Below are 17,329 nucleotides of genomic sequence, written 5' to 3'. Positions count from 1 at the left end.
CAGGGAAAGAATTAGTAATTCAATCCTTTCAGATATTTCAAGCTAGTTTTTAAACTTGTAATTGGGTCTTCTGCCCAGTTGTAATCTTGTTCTACAAAGAAGTATTTCATGTCGGCATCTTTCTGGTGCGCAAAAATTTGTCTCCAGTCAATACGGCCATTTCCAACTTCAGTCATTACTCTTTTTTCGTTAAGCTCCATGTCTTTAACGTGCCAAAGTGGGAATCTGCCTTGGTAGTCCCTAAAGAGCTTCAAAGGATCTTGGTCGGCATGGCGCGCCCAGTAAATATCCAATTCCATTTTCACTAAATCCTCATCGCAGTCTTTTAAAAGAACATCATAATAAGGTATTTGACCATCTACTTCTTGGAATTCGAAATCATGGTTATGGTATGCGAACTGAATGCCTGATTTCTTACAAAGTTCACCCGCTTCGTTGAATTTTTCAGCAAGGGCTTTGTATTGGTCAATCGTTTTCCGCTCAAAGTCAAGTAAATAAGCGCAAACTAAATATTCAGTACCTAGTTCTGCAGCTTCGTCAACGCTTTTTTGGAAATCATTCACAATGGTGCCTTTTACGTTTGGTGTTTGTGCACCCGTCATCACGTGAATACTTTTAACTTTCAGCTTCGACTTGTCAATGATTTCTTTCGCCTCTTTTACAGGTTTGCCTAGAAGTTTACCTTCTCCAAAACCAAAGAATTCAGCATAATCATAGCCAGCTTTTCTAAGTGTAGTCAAAGTACCTAGCATATCTTTTTGAACTACATCTCTAACGGTATAAACTTGGAAGCCAAACTCTTTGATACGGTCTTTGAAAGGATTGGCCATTAAGCTACTGCCTGCAAGTAAGCTGGCCGAAGCCAAGGCAGATTTTTGAATAAAATGTCTTCTTTTCATACTTCGTGCGTTTCAGTTCTTTAAGCTAATAAATTATCAGAAAACCATAAGCCACTTTGATGCCAGTGGCGGCTCAAAAAGCAATTAAAACGGATGGAAGTACAGGAACGGTGAGTGCAAAAAGAAAGGGAATCTCAAAACCTTGGAGATTATGAATTGCAATGTAATCCTAACCTAAGTTTTGAGATTCCCTCTGTGGGCCTGAATAGAGTTTACTTTATGGCATCAAGTGCTTTTTCGTAATTAGGCTCGTCAACAATTTCAGATACTTGTTCGGTATAAACTACTTTTCCGTTTTCGTCTAGAACCACAATTGCACGAGAATGGAGGTTTAGTAAAGGTGGATCAATGATTTCCAAGCCGTAATCTTTACCGAATTGGCCTGTAGCGTAATCTGAAAGTACTTCTACATTTTCAATTCCTTCTGCTCCACAGAATCTTGCCTGAGCAAATGGCAAATCTCTTGAAATACAAAGCACTTTAGTGTTCTCTAAATCAGAAGCTTTTTTATTGAATTCCCTTACTGATGTGGCACACGTGCTTGTGTCAATACTTGGGAAGATGTTTAATACGACTTTACTTCCTTTAAAATCTGCCAATGAAGCTACCGACAAATCCGTTGTGGTCAGCTTAAAATCTTTTGCTTGTTCACCTACTTTAGGTAGTTCACCAGATGTATTTATCGAATTTCCTTTTAATGTTACCGTGCTCATATTCTTCTTTTTTTAAAGAAACCTTCCGTTTCAAGATAGGTTCCTGCCTTCTAAATATTGTTTTGCTTTTTCCAAGTCTTCGGGAGAATCGATAGAAATCCCTACGTGCTCTATTTCTACCATTTTGATTTTTTTCCCAGTTTCAAGATAGCGAATACACTCAATTTTTTCAGCTGTTTCCAAAGGAGTCATTGGTGTTTTTTTGAAAGCGAGCAGAGCCTGTTTTCTGAATGCGTAAATCCCGATGTGTTTGTAGTATTTGATTTCAATTTCTTGGTTTCTAGGGTAGGGAATGGGCGAGCGGGAAAAGTAGAGTGCGAAGTTATTTTGGTCAACAATCACTTTCACGTGGTTAGGATTTTTGATGTCTTCTTCTCCAGTAAGTAATTTCATGGGAGAAGCCAAATCAATAGTTTTTTCTTCGTCTTGTTCGAAAACTTCAATCAGTTTTTGAAGTGTTTCGGTTTGGGTGAAAGGTTCATCGCCTTGAACATTTATGATGATGTCAGCTTCAATATTTTCAGCAGCTTCGGCAATGCGATCGCTTCCGCTCTCATGTTCTTCTTTGCTCATAATTACCCTTCCGCCATGATCTGAAACCTCTTTTTCAATAATGGGGCTGTCGGTAACTACATAAACCGCTTCGAATAAACCAGTTTTTAGTGTGGCTTCATAAGTCGAAAGTATAATTGATTTTCCATCTAGCTTTTCCATCAATTTACCGGGAAATCTTGTTGCGGCATATCTGGCCGGAATCATTGCGACTACTTTCATAGGGGTATTTTGGGTTTGGACAAAATTAGGCAGAATCACTGAGAGCATCGTGAAAACCCCTAAAATATCCCAGATTGGGAATGGCATCCAGATATGGAAGCTGAAAATCTGATTTTGGGATTATGTAATGAATTTAATTTATTGATTTTCAGTTAGTTGAAAAATGTTCTGGTTTTGGCAGGCCAATTGTAAAATGATAGACAACAGATTAAAGAACAAAGATCTTGTTGGATCGTGAAGTTGATGGTTATTTATCTATTTGGTTGAGGTGTGCCCCGAAGAAGACGTCTTCGGGGTACTTTTTTTATGCCCCTTTTGAAATAAAAAAAGGGAGAATTATTCTCCCTATATAAATGATTGATGTGTTCTTATTCTTCTTATTGAATCAAAATACCTCTTTTCGATAATACATCGATTTTAGGAATATCAGCCCCGTAAGCTTCTTTCATAGCATCAATAATCAAGTTGGCGATAATTGCATGCCCGCGAGGGTTAGGGTGCACACCATCAACTGAAAATACTCCATTAGGGCTGAAGTCAGGTTGTAAAATTTGACCTTCAATCTCTACACCTAGACCTATGTTAACACCATCCACTATTTCTCCATCAGCTGCAGCTTGTGAAGCAGCGGCAGCACTTGGATCAGAGCCTAAACCAAGAGCCAATTGAGCAGCTAATTGAGGAGTAAGCCCAAACAAATCGGCAAACTTAGGTTGAACGTCCACTAAAGTGAGAACTTGGCCTCCTGCTTGTGTATTGATTCCATCTACAACCCCTTTAATTACTGCATTAAAAGTTGCTCTAGCTGTAACTGTTTTTACTACTTCTTTGGCCGATAAAATATATTTATCCTCAATAGGAGTTGCTAAACCAATTGGAGCAGCGCCTGTTCCTAAAACAGTAGCTGCAGTAAGCACAGGTAAGTCAGCTGAAGTTGCTGGTCTTGACTGTTCATAAGGGCGAAGAGCATCTCTTTGAGCTTGTGTAATTTGTTGAGATAATAAAAGGAAATCGAAGTTAGGGCCTAGATCTTGCAAATCTTTATCGTGCATAAGAATGGCATTTGGGCCAGCAGCATACTGAATTTTCCTTTTGTTGTACTCTTCTTCGGAAATACCATAAAGCGTATTGTAAGGTGCTGGTAGTTGAGAGAGTCCATAAAGTGCATCGTTAACTCCTTTTAAAGCAGCATTTAGCTGATCAGCTGTTGTTTGATCTAAAGGAATGGCATTCCATTTTACGGCTCTGAAGTAGGGTAACACCACCATTGGGGGAAGTGAAAGAACCACTCCTTTGGTTTGACCGTCACTAAGTAACCCTCCTAAAGTATTGGTTAGTGCTTCTTGAAAGTCACCTGCAGAAGTAATTGTGCTTTCGTCAACACCACCCGCAATTGCGTAGCCTAAAACATCATTATTTCCCAACCAGTAAGAAAAGAAAGTTGGGTCGGCAGCCGCAATTTGACTGTAAATAGGAGCATTGCCAGGATTGTCGGCAAATCTTGCATACAGAGCATTTCTAGCAGCAAATGAGGCATCAAACATATCTACAGCTCGCATACCTGGTACAGCAAAATTGTTCAAGGTAGCTTTGTTGCCAGAATAAGCTGTAGGAGCTTCTCCTTGGGTAGGAACAGGGCCTGGAATACTAAGATCCAAGATATAACGTCCTAAAATTGCATTGTTTGGGCCTATGCCTGAATATCCATTTTGTGAATTGATGTCGGGCTGATTAAAATCACCACCACCAATGCCAGAGATTTTAAATTGGGTGGCCAACATGTTGGCGAAAGAATTGTTCTGACCATCAGAATAAAGTGCATTATCCATAAACCCCGCAGAAAGGGAATTTCCAATGCTGACATATTTGGAAAGTGATACGGCTCCGTTGGTTCCTGATTGAGAAGTAGACGGAAGCGGATTAGCATCTTTTCTTTCCTGAATAAGAATATCTTCCTCATCGCATGAGGTGAACGCAAATCCAAGAGCTAATGCACAAGCGTATATTTTTAAGTTTTTCATTTTCATGTCGATTTATTTGAAGAATTCATCAAACGTGATTTGAATGTAGTAGATACCTCCAAGAGTTGGGTTAGCAAATGAAGTGGTATAATGCTCATTCAATAAGTTGCTAGCGCCAACTTTAATAATTGATTTCCAGTCTGGAACTCTGTAGCTAATTTGTGCATCCAAAGTTCCATATTCAGGAATAACCCCCACACCAATTGAAGATTCCCAAAGGAATGCTTGTTGCCATCTGTAAGTAATGTTGAAGCCTAAACGATCGGTTACTTTTCTGTTTTCAAACTTGATATTGTAACGGTATTTTGGAGTGTTGTAGCTAGCTCTAAAACCTTGAGCTAAAAGGTCATCTTGAGAAATCAACTCATTGAATGCCACATTACCACCAATGGTGTATCCGTTACCAATTTGATAATCCAATTGAACTGCCCACCCTTGTGATTTTACAACTCCTGTTGCATTAATGTCGAAACCGTAACGCTGTGTTGGTACATTACCGTCAATTATAGCTTGCTTTTGACCGTCAGTTCCTGCTTGAGCATTTTCTCCTTTTAACCCATTTGGAATAGCCTGAGTAAAGTCGATTTCAGCAATAAAGTCTTTGTAGTTGCTATGGTAGTAGTAAGCGTCAATCAAAAGTTTGCCGTCCATTAGAAGACCTTTATAACCAATTTCAAAAGTGTTCACTTTTTCAGTTTTAAAGTCTTGATTAATTCTAGTTTCAACCACTAAATCGTTGATGTTGCCAGAAGCTCTCGCAGCATTTACACTTTGAGTAGTGTAAACCGTATTCGTTTTAAATCTGTAGCGATCAACCAGTAGGTCATTACTACCAATCAGTCTTCGAGTTACCACATCAAGGTCAATAAATTGATCTTGCGTGGTTGGAATACGGAAACCTCTTTGGAATGAACCACGAAGATTGTGGTTTTCGGCAATGGTTCCTACCGCTGAAACTCTTGGTGAAAGCTGGCCTTTGAAGAATTCGTTTTTATCATAACGAATTGAACCTTGGAATTTTAAGTTTTCGTCTAAAAGGCTTTTTGAAGCTTGTGCATAAGCGCCACCTTCTTTAATAGAAACTTCAGAGCCATCATCTTCTAATGCGAAAAGCGTTCCGCTTGAATTTAGTTTATAGCTTCTGAAATTTGCTCCAACTACTAAATCTATAAATTGGATTCTTTCACTTAAATCCCAACTTGCTTCAGTATGATAAAGATCGGATTTGTCTAAAAACTTAGCTCCACCTTGAGCGATAGAAGTAGCTCTTAACTGTGTTGCTAGATTATCGAAACCTGCTGAACCCGGTTGTGGCTGAACCGAATTGGCTGCTGAACGAGCGGCTGCATGAGCTTGTTCTATGGATGCCCCCGTTAACCTTGCCTGAGCGAATGTTTGAAGGTAAGGCGATAAATAAGTCTGTTGGTTGATCAAAGAAGCCAAAGTATTGGCCGCATAACTATCTCCTGAATTTTCTTGAGTCGTGTAGGCTCTCACATAGAACTCAGAGCCTTTCAATTCTATTTTTCCTGTTGTGATAGAGAAATTATCTAAAACGAATCTGTCGTTAGCGGTGTAAACCGTGCTTCCCGCTCCGTAGTTTACTTGTCCGAAAAGCTCTAATTGATCGTTCAGACGGTAATGAAGTGCACCACCTAACTTAATGCTTTCAGTAGTGTTGTCTACGAATGATGCTTCGGTGTAACCTCTAGGTGTAAAATAACCAGATTGGTCATCTGGGAATAGAGTTCGAATTGGAGGTAGTGAGGTGTTCCCTCCAGCAATTGCTGCGTCAGCCACAGCACCAACTGTAATCCCGAAATCTCCATAAACGTTTACCCCATCGTAAAATCTATTGTCGCCTCTTTCAGTAGCGCCTCTTTCTACTACACCTCCAGTGGCTAAACCTTGATCTCTGTAGTCAACACCTCTAAAATCGTTGGCTTTCAAATAAGAAGCGGTAACCTTAAAGGCAATTTTATTATTAAAAGCTTTAGCGTAACGGAAACCATAATCTTGATAAAGCGAAACATCGTCTTGTTGTTCGTCTACATGGTTTACTCCAGTTTTGGCGTATACGCTTAAACCTTGGTAATCGAATGGGTTTTTAGAAGTAAGAAGTAAAATACCGTTAATGGCATTGGGGCCGTAAAGGGCAGAAGCAGCACCGGGAATCAATTCAGCAGATTCCAGATCTAAATCGTTAATCCCTACAATATTACCTACAGCGAAGTTTAATCCGGGGGCTTGGTTGTCGATTCCGTCAATCAATTGAACGAATCTGGTGTTACCATTAGCTCCAAAACCTCTCGTGTTAATGGTTTTGAAAGTCAAACTTTGTGTACTGAAATCTACACCTTTCATTGAAGCGAGAGCATCGTAAAAAGAAGGTGCAGCCGTATTCTGAATGTCTAGGATGTCAAGTTTTTCAATCGAAACAGGTGATTTTAGGATGTTTTCCTGAACTCTTGAAGCGGAAACAACTACATCTTGACCAAAGATTACTTGTTCTGACATTTTTACTTCAAGGCCTGTTACGTTACCTTGTGTAATTTCAATTTCTTGTGGTGTATAACCTACATAAGAAAAGATCAACGTAAGGGGAGGAGCTTGATTTACGGTAATGCTAAAATCTCCGTTAGAAGTGGATATAGTTCCCACCACTTTATCCTTGACCTTTATGTTCACGCCCGGCAGGCTTTCTCCGGTAGCGGCATCCACTACCTTACCAGAAATGTTTACTTGTGACTGAGCTTGCAATGTAATCGATTGCATAGCCAGAAACACCAGTATCATTCCCATTAAAATTCTCTTCATATTTATCATGTGATTCTGAGTTTGGGGACAAACAAAGTTTGGCTGTTTAAAATAAGTTGTGATAGAAATTTATGACTATTTCAAAAATACAATGTTTTATAAGTATATAAAGGGATTGTGCGAAAAAATATTCGTCATGCATACTATTTAAAAAAGCTTAAAAAGGGCATAGAGCCCTTTTTTTATCCTTCGTTGCTTTTTTTGTTTTCTTCTTCGATGTGCTTTACCAACTTGTCGCATAATCTGTTCATAGCGGTTGACATGAACTCATCACCAGTAGAATTAAGAATGCTTTGCGCTAAGCCGCCAAGGCAATCCACATAAAATCTTTTCATTTCATCTACTGGCATTTCTTTGTTCCAAAGATCTATGCGAAGCGTGTTTTGGTTTAGGTGATCCCAGATATTCAAACTGAATGATTTGGTCTCTTCTTCACCTGAATTCTCCTTTTCTGTGGCGTCCCAATAAATTTTTTCTGGAACGTTTTCGTTATCTAAGACCACTCTCAGTTTAATTTCTGATTCTCTCATAGTAAGTGTTGTTTGATTCTATTGCTTTGAAAACATTAAACTGCTGAACGTCTTCTGCCTTCAACAGGTTCAATGCTTTTTTTCTTATTAAAGAAATTGGGAATAATATAATTGCAAATATAAGCCTAGAATCCTTAGCAGGAAGCTTTAAATGCATTCTGTAAAATAGAAAAGCCCTCACTGAATTCAGTAAGGGCTTTCGAAAGGAGCTTGAATTCTCTTAATCAATTTTCATTTCAGGTATTTCACCTTCAATAATAAGTTTACCAGCAGTTGCTGCTTGTATTTCTTCAACCGAAACGCCTGGAGCCCTTTCTAAAAGTTTAAATCCTCCTTCTGGAAGAACATCGAGAACGGCCATATCGGTAACTATTTTCTTTACGCACCTAAGGCCTGTGATAGGCAATGTGCATTCGCTGAGTAATTTTGATTCACCGCTACGGCTACAGTGCTGCATGGCCACAATTATGTTTTCAGCAGAAGCCACCAGATCCATGGCGCCCCCCATGCCTTTTACCATTTTGCCTGGAATTTTCCAGTTTGCGATATCTCCATTTTCAGAAACTTCCATAGCTCCTAAAATGGTTAGGTCCACATGCCCACCTCTTATCATTTCGAAGCTTTCAGCTGAACTGAAAAGCGCAGAATCAGGCTTTGTGGTTACTGTTTGCTTACCAGCATTGATAAGGTCTGCGTCTACTTCCTCTTCTTCAGGAAAAGGGCCAATCCCCAAAAGTCCATTTTCAGATTGAAGTACTACATTAATATTTTCAGGAATGAAGTTGGCCACCAAAGTAGGAATACCGATCCCCAGATTTATGTAAGTGCCATCTTGAACTTCCTGTGCAATTCTTTTCGCTATGCCTATTTTGTCCAATGCCATATCACTTTAGCTTAGTGGTTCTCTGTTCAATTCTCTTTTCGTAGTTCTTGCCTTCGAAAATGCGCTGTACGAAAATACCTGGAGTGTGAACCATGTTAGGGTCTAGTTCTCCGGGTTCTACCAGTTCTTCTACTTCCGCAATTGTGATTTTACCGGCCATCGCCATCATAGGGTTAAAGTTGCGAGCGGTTCCTTTGAAGATCAAATTACCAGATGTGTCACCTTTCCAGGCTTTTACCAATGCAAAATCGGCTTTAAGCCAACTTTCCATGAGGTACATTTTTCCATCAAACTCTCTGGTTTCTTTGCCTTCAGCTACTTCCGTTCCATATCCAGCAGGTGTGAAAAATGCTGGAATTCCAGCTCCACCCGCTCTAATTCTTTCGGCTAAAGTGCCTTGCGGAATTAAATCCACTTCAAGTTCTCCCGACAAAAGCTGCCTTTCGAATTCTGCATTTTCTCCTACATAAGAAGAAATCATTTTCTTAACCTGCTTGGTTTTAAGCATCAAACCAATGCCAAAATCATCCACACCGGCATTATTGCTGATACAGGTCAAACCTGAAACTCCAGTTTTGAGCAGTGCAGAAATGCAATTCTCGGGGATACCGCAAAGCCCAAATCCTCCCAGCATGAGCACGGCATCATTAGGTATGTCTTTTACTGCCTCATCGGCATTGGCCACCACCTTGTTGATCATGATATTTCTATTTATAGTTTGCTAAACAAGCCCTTACAGCTTCTTCGTCTTTTTGCAATTGTAGCTTAAGCTCGTCAATAGAATTGAATTTTTCCTCCTTCCTGATCAATTCTATGAATTCAACACTGATTTCTGAATCGTAAATATCTTCGTTGAAATCAAAAATGTGAACCTCTATGGTTTTAGCATCTCCACCAATTGTAGGGCGTTGACCTATGTTCAGCATACCATTCCATTTCTGGAATTTGTTGCATACATGAACCGCGTAAATACCATCAGCAGGTATCAGCTTGTACGGCTCTTTGATATGGATGTTGGCCGTTGGATAGCCTAATTTTCTACCCAGTTTTTGTCCGTGAACCACCATTCCGTTTATACAGAAGGGTCTTCCAAGGTACTCATTGGCAGTTTTTACATCGCCAACATCAAGTGCTTTTCTGATTTTGGTGGATGATACGCCAATCTCATCTATGTCTTGCCTTGGAATTTCTTCAACCTCATAACCATACTTTGGCGCGAAGGTTTGCAAGGCTTCTAAACCACCCTCTCTTCCTTTTCCGAAACGGTGATCATAACCAATAATGATCTTTCGGGTTTGAACTCTCTCTTTCAAAATAACTCTGATATATTCTTCAGGGCTCATTTGAGAGAACTCAGGAGTAAAAGGGATTTTCACCAAATGATCGATGCCATACTTTTCAAGCAAAGTGGCCTTTTCAGGGAAAGTAGTAAGCAGTTTCAGCGAATGATCATAGGGTTTGAGCACCATTCTGGGGTGAGGCCAATAGGTGATTAGCACGGTTTCACCGCCCATTTGATTAGCAACTTCGCGAAGGCGGGCCAATATTTTTTGGTGGCCTACATGTACGCCATCAAAAGTACCGCTTGTAACTACAGCGTTTTTAAGTTCTTTAATGGGGTCTGTGCCCAGGTGAATTTTCATTCTATGGTTTTCACGTAGTTGATAAAATCTTCGAGCGACCAAGCATCGCTAACTTTGTGGTTTCCGATTCTTGTTCTGCGTAATGCACTTAAATAAGCACCTACGCCCATGTGCTGCCCAAAATCATTGGCTAAACTCCTAATATATGTGCCTTTTGAGCAAACAACTCTGAAGTCTACTCTTGGTAAATCTACAGCGGTTATTTCAAATTCAGAAATGGTAACTTTTCGGGATTTCAACGCTACTTCTTCTCCCTTTCTTGCATGGCTATAGGCGCGCTTTCCATCAACTTTGATTGCTGAAAATACTGGGGGAATTTGTTCTATTTCGCCTGTAAAAGCTTCTGTTGCTTTATGAATTTCTACTTCTGAAATATGTGAAACATCAACAGATTCTGTGGGTTCAGTTTCCAAATCGTAGCTCGGAGTTGTACTGCCCAAAACAAAACTGCCCGTGTATTCCTTTTCATCGGCCATAAAACTTTCTATGGCTTTTGTTTTTTTTCCTGTACACAAAATCAAAAGTCCAGTAGCCAGAGGATCGAGTGTTCCCGCATGACCTATCTTCTTGATTTTAATGTTGTATCGGATTTTTTTGACTACTCCAAACGAAGTCCATTCGTAAGGTTTGTCTATCAGGATAACCTGACCTTTGCTGAAATTTTCAGCTTTGCTGAGGGATGAATCAATCTCTAAGGCTTGCGGCATTTACATAAAGGTGTAGATAATAGCGCCCAAACCTACAACAAAACAATAAAATGAAAAGTATTTCAATTGGCTTTTCTTCACCAAAGAGATCATCCATTGGCAAGCCACAAGACCTGCGATGAATGCGGTTACAAAACCAATAATGAGTATTGAACTGTCGGTATGAGATGCTGCAATATCGCCACTCAGGATGTCCTTAGCCATTTTTCCCATGATTAAAGGAACTACCATAAGGAAAGAAAAACGAGCTGCCTTTTCACGATCTATACCTAAAAGAACAGCAGTTGAAATAGTAGCACCGGAACGAGAAATACCAGGAAGAATTGCAATGGCCTGCGCAATTCCAATGGTTAGTGCATTTGGTATTGAAACCCCTTTGTTGGTTTCTTTGGCTTTGTCGGCTAAAAAAAGTAAGCCTCCTGTAACTAGTAACATACAGCCCACTAAAAGAATTTGCCCCCCAAAAAGAGTTTCTATTTGTTCATCGAATAGCACACCAATTATAGCCGCTGGAATCATGGAAATCACGATTTTTAGCGAATACTGAAACTGGTCGTTGTTTTTGAATTGAAATAAACCGGAGACGATTTCTCCAATTTCTTTTCTAAAAATAACCACTGTACTTAATGCTGTTGCGGCATGTAACACGACCGTCATCAGAAGACTTTCTTCAGGAACACTCGTGTCGCCCAAAATGGCCTTAGCCAATTCTAAATGGCCGCTGCTGCTAACAGGCAAAAATTCCGTTAAGCCCTGAATTATTCCAAGGATAATGGCTTCGAAAGTAGACATTATTTATCTGCTTTATCTTTTTTGAAAATGGCAAAAAACTCAATAACGAACCCGCTTACAATAATGATTGGTCCTAAGGTAAGCCCTAAAAAGCCTTGACCGTGTTGAGTGCTATCTAGCGACATGATGATAAAACCTAATAGTAGAACACCTAGGCCGATCAACATCCATTTGTAGTTCTCTTTTCCGAAAGCGAAATTTTTATTTTTTTCTGACATATCAGTATAATTCGTCTAAAGACAATTTTAAGTATTTATTCATGGCGCGAAGCGTGCTAAAAAGTGCAATGAAGGCGCCAAGAACCACCAAAGCCCCGTAAAGAGCCAAAATGTAAGTTTCTTGTTGAAGCTCAATCAATCTATCGACTTTACTGTTGGCAAATTGAAGCAAGCCAAAAAGGAGTAGCGAAGCAACAACACCCGCAATAGCCCCATGAAATAAAGATCTTTTCAAAAATGGTTTCTTGATAAAGCCGCTTGTGGCCCCAACCAGTTGCATGCTGCGAATCAAAAAGCGTTGAGAGAATAGTGCCAATTTGATTGTATTGTTAATCAGCATGATTACTACCAACAAAAGAATAGCAGCAAAGCCTAAAAGAACGAGGCTGATGTTTCGAAGGTTTTTGTTGATGGAATCAACCAAGCTTTCTACATATGTGACTTCAAAAACCCCACTAATTGTATTAATTCGATTTCGAATGCTATCGAGTTTAGCATTGGTTTGAAAGTCGGGGGACACGTTGATGACAAGTGCATCTCTCAGTGGATTGTCGCCCAAGAATTCTGAAAAATCCTCACCCGTTTGTTCTGTGAACTGTTTTGCGGCTTCTTCTTTAGAGATAAAAGTGATTTGAGGTGTTTCCTCATTTTTAAGAACGTAGGCACTGGTAGAAATCTCATTTCGAATGCGCGTTTTCTGATTCTCAGAAAGATTTTTATCCAAATAAATCTGAAGCTCGATGTTTTCTTGAATAATGGATGTAAGCCTGTTGGTTTGTAGCAGAAGCACACCGAACAGCCCAATCACAAATAAGGCAAGTGTGACGCTAAAGACAACACTCCCATATTGGTATGAACCTACTTTTTTCTTTCGCTTGGCTTTCTTTTCGTACTTATTCACGCTAATCTCGAATCGGTCAAAAATAGTAATTTATTCTATGACAGAACTGTCAATAGACTTTAATATTATTTAAGGTGCAATGGTTTTGGGAAATGTTCGTGCTCAAGTTTGAGGTTTGACACGGGTATTTTTTTGATCTTTCAATTTTTGAATTTCTTCATATTCGAGTTTCAAGCCAGTGTATGTTTCATAAAGACTTATATGTTCTCGGTAAAAAAGCTCTTTGATAGTGTTTTTGAATCTAGATTGTTGCCGATAAGAATCAAGTTCGAATCGAAGCTTAATTTTTTGTTCTAAATATTCGAATTCAATGTAATTATCTAAGCCAGCTGAGTAGTTAGGGGATCCATAAAAGCGATATCTGTAGAAAAATGACCCAAATTCATATCTAGGTTCGCCTTTTACAAGGCCTATTCTAAAATTGAGGCTCTTAATGTTTACCCATGAAAAAGTACGTCCATCAGCTTGTATATGGCTATCGGTTATTTTTAAGATCCCTTCAAAGTGACCATGCTTTTTCTCTTCTGCTTTTAAACCCCAAAGACTACTGTAAATGGCAGACAATACGCTCAAAAGCATGAAAATATCCAAAGTTTGCTTTTGAAGAAGTCCTAGATATTCAACTTCAGATTTTATAAACCATGAGCTCATAAAAACTAAAAAGCTCAAGCCCATCAGTCGATCTGAAGAGATAAACAGAGGAATTCCTTTTCCGGGAACAAAAAACTGGGCTTCAAAATCAATGGGCTTCATGAATCTGTTCTAAAGCTTCTCTAACGCTATTTACTGGCAATTGGCAAGCTTTGTTAAAACAAACATAAAATGTGGTTTTGTGATTCACTTGGCCTCTGTCTTTTAGTAATTCTAGCTGGCTTTTTGCAGCGTTTTTACTCCCTACTAAAACTTTGTTGGGTAGAAAATCTTCGAAAAAGTTCAGGCTTTGCTCTTGAATGTCATCCCCCACAATGGCTATTTCTGCGATAGGTGCAGTCATTTGGGCGAATAAACAGGCCCAATTGGTTAAGTATTGTGGTTCTACCAAAACCATTTTTTTTACTTTGCCCAGCATGCTGGTCGCTATAGAAAGGTAGGTTTCGTTTCCGAGAATTGTCCCTAGCTGGAAAAGATTTTGCGCCATTAAGGAGTTGGAACCAGGAATTACATTGTCGAAAACCTCCTTCTTACGCGCGATGAGTTTTTCAGATTGTTCATCAGTATAGAAGAAGAAACCTTCATTCTCATCAAAAAAGTGAGTTAATGTATACGCTGTAAATTCTTCTGCCTTTTCTAGCCAATTTTCATCAAAAGTCACTTGGTAGAGAGCTGTTAAGCCTTGAATAACGGCTGCATAATCTTCCAAATAGCCATCTATGTTGGCTATTCCATTTTTATAATTCCTGAAAAGCTTATTGCCCACAGCCATTTTTGAAGTGAGAAATTCAGCGTTTTTCAAAGCGAGTTCCAGAAAACTTGCTTCTTGAAAAGTAGCGCAGGCATCCACAAGCCCCTTTAGCATCAAGCCATTCCAGCCCGAAAGAATTTTATCGTCTAAGCCTGGTCGAACGCGCTGATTGCGATAAGCCAACAACTTCATATTGGCGATGTTGATCAAATCCTCAAGTTCGTCAACTTCCAAATCGTACTTTTCAGTAAAAGCTTCATTACTTAAATTCCTGAAAGGAATGTTTTTGTTGTACTCCCAATTTCCTTTGGGTGAAAGATTGTAGTAATCAATCATTAAGCTGGCATCGGGACCTAAAACATGATGGAATTCTTCTTCTGTCCAGCAATAGAATTTTCCTTCTTCGCCTTCGCTATCGGCATCCAAAGCGGAGTAGAAACCTCCTTCTTCAGTTGTCATTTCTCTTTTCAGCCATTCAATGGTTTGATTGACGATTTGCTTATAAAGAGGTTTTTTGCTCACTTGATAAGCCTCGGAATATAGGCTGACAAGCTGCCCATTGTCGTAAAGCATTTTTTCGAAATGAGGGACAAACCAATCTTCATCTGTTGAATAGCGCGTAAAACCGCCACCGATTTGATCATAAAGTCCACCGAAAGCCATTTTTTCGAGCGTAAGCTCTACTTGTGCAAGTGCCTTTTCATTCTTGTTGAAGTAATATTCGCGAAGCAGAAAGGAGTAAATTACCGGCATTGGGAATTTCGGAGCGCGGTTCATTCCACCTTTTTTGGAGTCGAAATTCTTGCTTAGAATATCGAACATCTGCTTCAATTCCGACTTGGAAAAATGAGCATTACTATCTGTTAAACCATATTTCTGAATGTCGCTTACGGAAAGTGAATTCATAAACCCAGCGGCTGATTTCTCAAGCTCGTGCCTTTGTTCTTTGTACACTTTCGCGATTTGTAATAACAACCTTGCCCAACCTTCGGCTGGAAAGTAAGTGCCGCCATAAAAAGGGCGCTGATCTGGAAGCAAAACCACATTCAGGGGCCAGCCGCCCTGCAAGCCCATTGCGTGAACGGCATCCATGTAAATTTGATCGACATCCGGCCTTTCTTCACGATCGACCTTAATGCAAACAAAATGGTCGTTCATGATTTTCGCCACTTGCTCATTTTCAAAACTTTCTCTCTCCATCACATGGCACCAATGGCAAGCCGAATAGCCAATACTGACAATAATAGGTTTGTTTTGTCGCTTAGCATTTTCAAGTGCCTCTTCTCCCCAAGGAAACCAATCTACAGGATTATGTGCATGCTGAAGCAGGTAAGGAGAAGTAGAATTGATAAGGCGGTTTGTGTGCTTTGTCATGGTTTGGTGCTAGATCAACTGAGATTTTAATGTGGCGATTTCCTTTTTAACATCAACTTGATTTTTAAGTTTCTCAAGTTTGTCAATCGTGTTGAGAAGAAATTTTTGATGACTTTCAGAATTGGGATGAAAAGGTTTATGGTGCAAAGCGGCACTAATACTTTTCCACTCTTTTACAAAATCCAGTGTTTGTTTATTGAAATATGTGTTTTGGAATTTCTCCCAGATGTAATCGATCGCCACTTGATTTGGATGAATCATATCGCTTTCGTAGAATCTGTAATCCCGAAGGTCATCCATCATAAATTCATATGCTGGGAAATAACTGACATCATCTGCAAACGCTGTGATTTGATGACAAGCCATTCGGAGGATGCTTTTGCTGACACTATTCAACTCAATCGTGTCTTTAATATGGCGAACAGGGCTGACGGTAAGGATGAATTTGATGTCCGGATTTTTGGTTTGAAGCAACTCTTTAAGCTCCATAAAACCCGCAACAATTTCTTCTATGCTTAAAAGCCGTTTGTTGAATTCTGAAGCAGGAATTTTATGGCAATTGGCAACCAACATTCCCGTTTTCTTTTGTTCATAAACCCAAGCTGTACCAAAAGTAATGGCTATGACTTTTGCGCTTTTCAGCGCCTTATTCAGTCTGTTTCTTTGCCTATTAATCTTTGATTCTAAATCGGTTTCTGATTTACCGTTCAGCTCTGAGTGGACTTTATAGTTAAGGTGAATGCCATCTCTTTCGAGAAAACTAGGTTGGGTAAAGCTGCTTCTGAAAAAAGAAGCTTCAACTAACTCGAAAATGGATAATGGATTGAAGATTATGCCAAAGGGATTGCGAAGGGTTTCGAACTTGTGGTTCTCTAATTTGCTGCCGATATGTTCTGCAAAACAAGAACCTAGACATATGATAGGAGATGAAATATCAATCGAAAAAGCAGAAGCCTTAGGGTTTAATTCCGTTCTGAACATGTTCAAAGATACGGATTGATAAATGAAAACGCTGTTTTTGAATTTAGATAGAGCACGTAAAAAAGCCCTTCAGATTTCTGAAGGGCCCTGTTTTAACCTTAATGAACCTTTGGGCTTATCTCTCAACCACCTCCTCAAAATCCGAAGCCAAGGCTTTGTCTCTAGCTGGGGCTATTTTTTTTGAATCGTTTAATTTAAATACAATGCGAACTGCCATTCTTGTATTAACGGGGCGTCCTCGCTGCAAACCTGGTGTCCAGTTTGGAGAATTCTGAAGAAGTTGAACTGCCTCAACATCACAGCCAGCTCCAATACCTCGAGTCACTTGAATATCGCTAATAGCTCCTTCCTTGCTCACAACATAAGATAAATAGACAGCGCCTTCCACGCCCATATTTTTAGCTTTTTCAGGATATTTTAAGTTTTCCTTCTGGAATTTCACCCAAGCTTCTTGTCCGCCAGGGAAACGTGGCTGCTCTTCCACTACTTCAAAAACTTGATCACCAGATATGGCTTCTTCTGTAACAATACCTGTTACTTGGCCTACTTCTCCATCTAACTCCTGATAAACCTCTTCTTCCGAACAAGCCCAAGTGAGGGTGAGAACGACTAATAGTAAGATTGATTTTTTCATAACAACTAATTTTTTATTAATTAAACTATTTAAATAGTTT

Annotated in this window: 17 protein-coding genes; all 17 read right to left on the bottom strand. The window is 39.5% G+C overall.

Annotated features, from left to right (window positions below):
* Positions 1-11 precede the first annotated feature (11 nt).
* The 17 genes from ACXACJ_RS11990 to ACXACJ_RS11910 all read right to left on the bottom strand — a co-directional run bounded on the left by ACXACJ_RS11990 (position 12) and on the right by ACXACJ_RS11910 (position 17,289).
* Positions 12-899 carry a sugar phosphate isomerase/epimerase family protein gene (locus ACXACJ_RS11990; RefSeq protein ID WP_475134619.1) on the bottom strand — a complete coding sequence of 296 codons (888 nt, stop codon included), beginning with the start codon at positions 897-899 and terminating at the stop codon, positions 12-14.
* 212 nt (positions 900-1,111) lie between these two features.
* Positions 1,112-1,612, bottom strand: a complete 501-nt coding sequence (gene tpx, locus ACXACJ_RS11985; protein ID WP_475134618.1) for a thiol peroxidase — start codon at positions 1,610-1,612, stop codon at positions 1,112-1,114.
* A gap of 30 nt (positions 1,613-1,642) precedes the next feature.
* A complete protein-coding gene (kdsB, locus tag ACXACJ_RS11980; protein ID WP_475134617.1) occupies positions 1,643-2,386 on the bottom strand; it encodes a 3-deoxy-manno-octulosonate cytidylyltransferase in 744 nt (247 codons plus the stop codon).
* Between the two features lie 377 nt (positions 2,387-2,763).
* Positions 2,764-4,407 (bottom strand): hypothetical protein, encoded by a 1,644-nt coding sequence (locus ACXACJ_RS11975; protein WP_475134615.1) that lies wholly within the window; start codon positions 4,405-4,407, stop codon positions 2,764-2,766.
* 12 nt (positions 4,408-4,419) lie between these two features.
* Positions 4,420-7,224, bottom strand: coding sequence for a TonB-dependent receptor (locus ACXACJ_RS11970; protein ID WP_475134614.1), 2,805 nt, complete (start codon positions 7,222-7,224; stop codon positions 4,420-4,422).
* Positions 7,225-7,406: 182 nt separating this feature from the next.
* Positions 7,407-7,754: a gliding motility protein GldC gene (gene gldC, locus ACXACJ_RS11965; protein ID WP_475134613.1), complete on the bottom strand. Its 348-nt coding sequence runs from the start codon at positions 7,752-7,754 to the stop codon at positions 7,407-7,409.
* Between the two features lie 220 nt (positions 7,755-7,974).
* Positions 7,975-8,637, bottom strand: coding sequence for a 3-oxoacid CoA-transferase subunit B (locus ACXACJ_RS11960; RefSeq protein ID WP_475134611.1), 663 nt, complete (start codon positions 8,635-8,637; stop codon positions 7,975-7,977).
* A gap of 1 nt (position 8,638) precedes the next feature.
* Positions 8,639-9,337 (bottom strand): CoA transferase subunit A, encoded by a 699-nt coding sequence (locus ACXACJ_RS11955; protein WP_475134610.1) that lies wholly within the window; start codon positions 9,335-9,337, stop codon positions 8,639-8,641.
* Between the two features lie 7 nt (positions 9,338-9,344).
* Positions 9,345-10,280, bottom strand: coding sequence for a bifunctional riboflavin kinase/FAD synthetase (locus ACXACJ_RS11950; RefSeq protein WP_475134609.1), 936 nt, complete (start codon positions 10,278-10,280; stop codon positions 9,345-9,347).
* Positions 10,277-10,987, bottom strand: coding sequence for a tRNA pseudouridine(55) synthase TruB (gene truB, locus ACXACJ_RS11945; protein ID WP_475134607.1), 711 nt, complete (start codon positions 10,985-10,987; stop codon positions 10,277-10,279). Before truB ends, ACXACJ_RS11950 begins: the two co-directional genes overlap by 4 nt.
* The gene (locus tag ACXACJ_RS11940) at positions 10,988-11,779 is read right to left on the bottom strand and encodes an undecaprenyl-diphosphate phosphatase (protein WP_475134605.1); all 792 of its coding nucleotides are present in this window, start codon (positions 11,777-11,779) and stop codon (positions 10,988-10,990) included. It abuts the gene before it with no gap.
* Complete coding sequence (locus ACXACJ_RS11935) at positions 11,779-11,997, bottom strand: DUF3098 domain-containing protein (RefSeq protein WP_475134604.1); 219 nt, start codon at positions 11,995-11,997, stop codon at positions 11,779-11,781. The genes ACXACJ_RS11940 and ACXACJ_RS11935 overlap by 1 nt, the downstream gene beginning before the upstream one ends.
* A 1-nt stretch (position 11,998) precedes the next feature.
* Positions 11,999-12,898 carry a cell division protein FtsX gene (locus ACXACJ_RS11930; protein WP_475134602.1) on the bottom strand — a complete coding sequence of 300 codons (900 nt, stop codon included), beginning with the start codon at positions 12,896-12,898 and terminating at the stop codon, positions 11,999-12,001.
* Positions 12,899-13,000: 102 nt separating this feature from the next.
* Positions 13,001-13,651 (bottom strand): hypothetical protein, encoded by a 651-nt coding sequence (locus ACXACJ_RS11925; RefSeq protein WP_475134600.1) that lies wholly within the window; start codon positions 13,649-13,651, stop codon positions 13,001-13,003.
* The gene (locus tag ACXACJ_RS11920; protein ID WP_475134599.1) at positions 13,638-15,674 is read right to left on the bottom strand and encodes a thioredoxin domain-containing protein; all 2,037 of its coding nucleotides are present in this window, start codon (positions 15,672-15,674) and stop codon (positions 13,638-13,640) included. The genes ACXACJ_RS11925 and ACXACJ_RS11920 overlap by 14 nt, the downstream gene beginning before the upstream one ends.
* A 9-nt stretch (positions 15,675-15,683) precedes the next feature.
* On the bottom strand, positions 15,684-16,655 hold the full coding sequence (locus ACXACJ_RS11915) for a GSCFA domain-containing protein (protein ID WP_475134598.1): 972 nt from the start codon (positions 16,653-16,655) through the stop codon (positions 15,684-15,686).
* Positions 16,656-16,770: 115 nt separating this feature from the next.
* A complete protein-coding gene (locus tag ACXACJ_RS11910) occupies positions 16,771-17,289 on the bottom strand; it encodes an energy transducer TonB (protein ID WP_475134597.1) in 519 nt (172 codons plus the stop codon).
* Between the last annotated feature and the right edge of the window lie 40 nt (positions 17,290-17,329).

The organism is Roseivirga sp. AWQ4_251, assembly GCF_056158225.1.
Note: the sequence above shows the minus strand (reverse complement) of the source record. Positions and strands in the feature narration are given on the sequence as shown.

What these genes read in the sequence shown, in the direction of transcription:
- ACXACJ_RS11990 (WP_475134619.1), bottom strand. Translation starts at nt 899, where the DNA reads ATGAAAAGAAGACATTTTATTCAAAAATCTGCCTTGGCTTCGGCCAGC.
- tpx (WP_475134618.1), bottom strand. Translation starts at nt 1,612, where the DNA reads ATGAGCACGGTAACATTAAAAGGAAATTCGATAAATACATCTGGTGAA.
- kdsB (WP_475134617.1), bottom strand. Translation starts at nt 2,386, where the DNA reads ATGAAAGTAGTCGCAATGATTCCGGCCAGATATGCCGCAACAAGATTT.
- ACXACJ_RS11975 (WP_475134615.1), bottom strand. Translation starts at nt 4,407, where the DNA reads ATGAAAAACTTAAAAATATACGCTTGTGCATTAGCTCTTGGATTTGCG.
- ACXACJ_RS11970 (WP_475134614.1), bottom strand. Translation starts at nt 7,224, where the DNA reads ATGAAGAGAATTTTAATGGGAATGATACTGGTGTTTCTGGCTATGCAA.
- gldC (WP_475134613.1), bottom strand. Translation starts at nt 7,754, where the DNA reads ATGAGAGAATCAGAAATTAAACTGAGAGTGGTCTTAGATAACGAAAAC.
- ACXACJ_RS11960 (WP_475134611.1), bottom strand. Translation starts at nt 8,637, where the DNA reads ATGGCATTGGACAAAATAGGCATAGCGAAAAGAATTGCACAGGAAGTT.
- ACXACJ_RS11955 (WP_475134610.1), bottom strand. Translation starts at nt 9,337, where the DNA reads ATGATCAACAAGGTGGTGGCCAATGCCGATGAGGCAGTAAAAGACATA.
- ACXACJ_RS11950 (WP_475134609.1), bottom strand. Translation starts at nt 10,280, where the DNA reads ATGAAAATTCACCTGGGCACAGACCCCATTAAAGAACTTAAAAACGCT.
- truB (WP_475134607.1), bottom strand. Translation starts at nt 10,987, where the DNA reads ATGCCGCAAGCCTTAGAGATTGATTCATCCCTCAGCAAAGCTGAAAAT.
- ACXACJ_RS11940 (WP_475134605.1), bottom strand. Translation starts at nt 11,779, where the DNA reads ATGTCTACTTTCGAAGCCATTATCCTTGGAATAATTCAGGGCTTAACG.
- ACXACJ_RS11935 (WP_475134604.1), bottom strand. Translation starts at nt 11,997, where the DNA reads ATGTCAGAAAAAAATAAAAATTTCGCTTTCGGAAAAGAGAACTACAAA.
- ACXACJ_RS11925 (WP_475134600.1), bottom strand. Translation starts at nt 13,651, where the DNA reads ATGAAGCCCATTGATTTTGAAGCCCAGTTTTTTGTTCCCGGAAAAGGA.
- ACXACJ_RS11920 (WP_475134599.1), bottom strand. Translation starts at nt 15,674, where the DNA reads ATGACAAAGCACACAAACCGCCTTATCAATTCTACTTCTCCTTACCTG.
- ACXACJ_RS11915 (WP_475134598.1), bottom strand. Translation starts at nt 16,655, where the DNA reads ATGTTCAGAACGGAATTAAACCCTAAGGCTTCTGCTTTTTCGATTGAT.
- ACXACJ_RS11910 (WP_475134597.1), bottom strand. Translation starts at nt 17,289, where the DNA reads ATGAAAAAATCAATCTTACTATTAGTCGTTCTCACCCTCACTTGGGCT.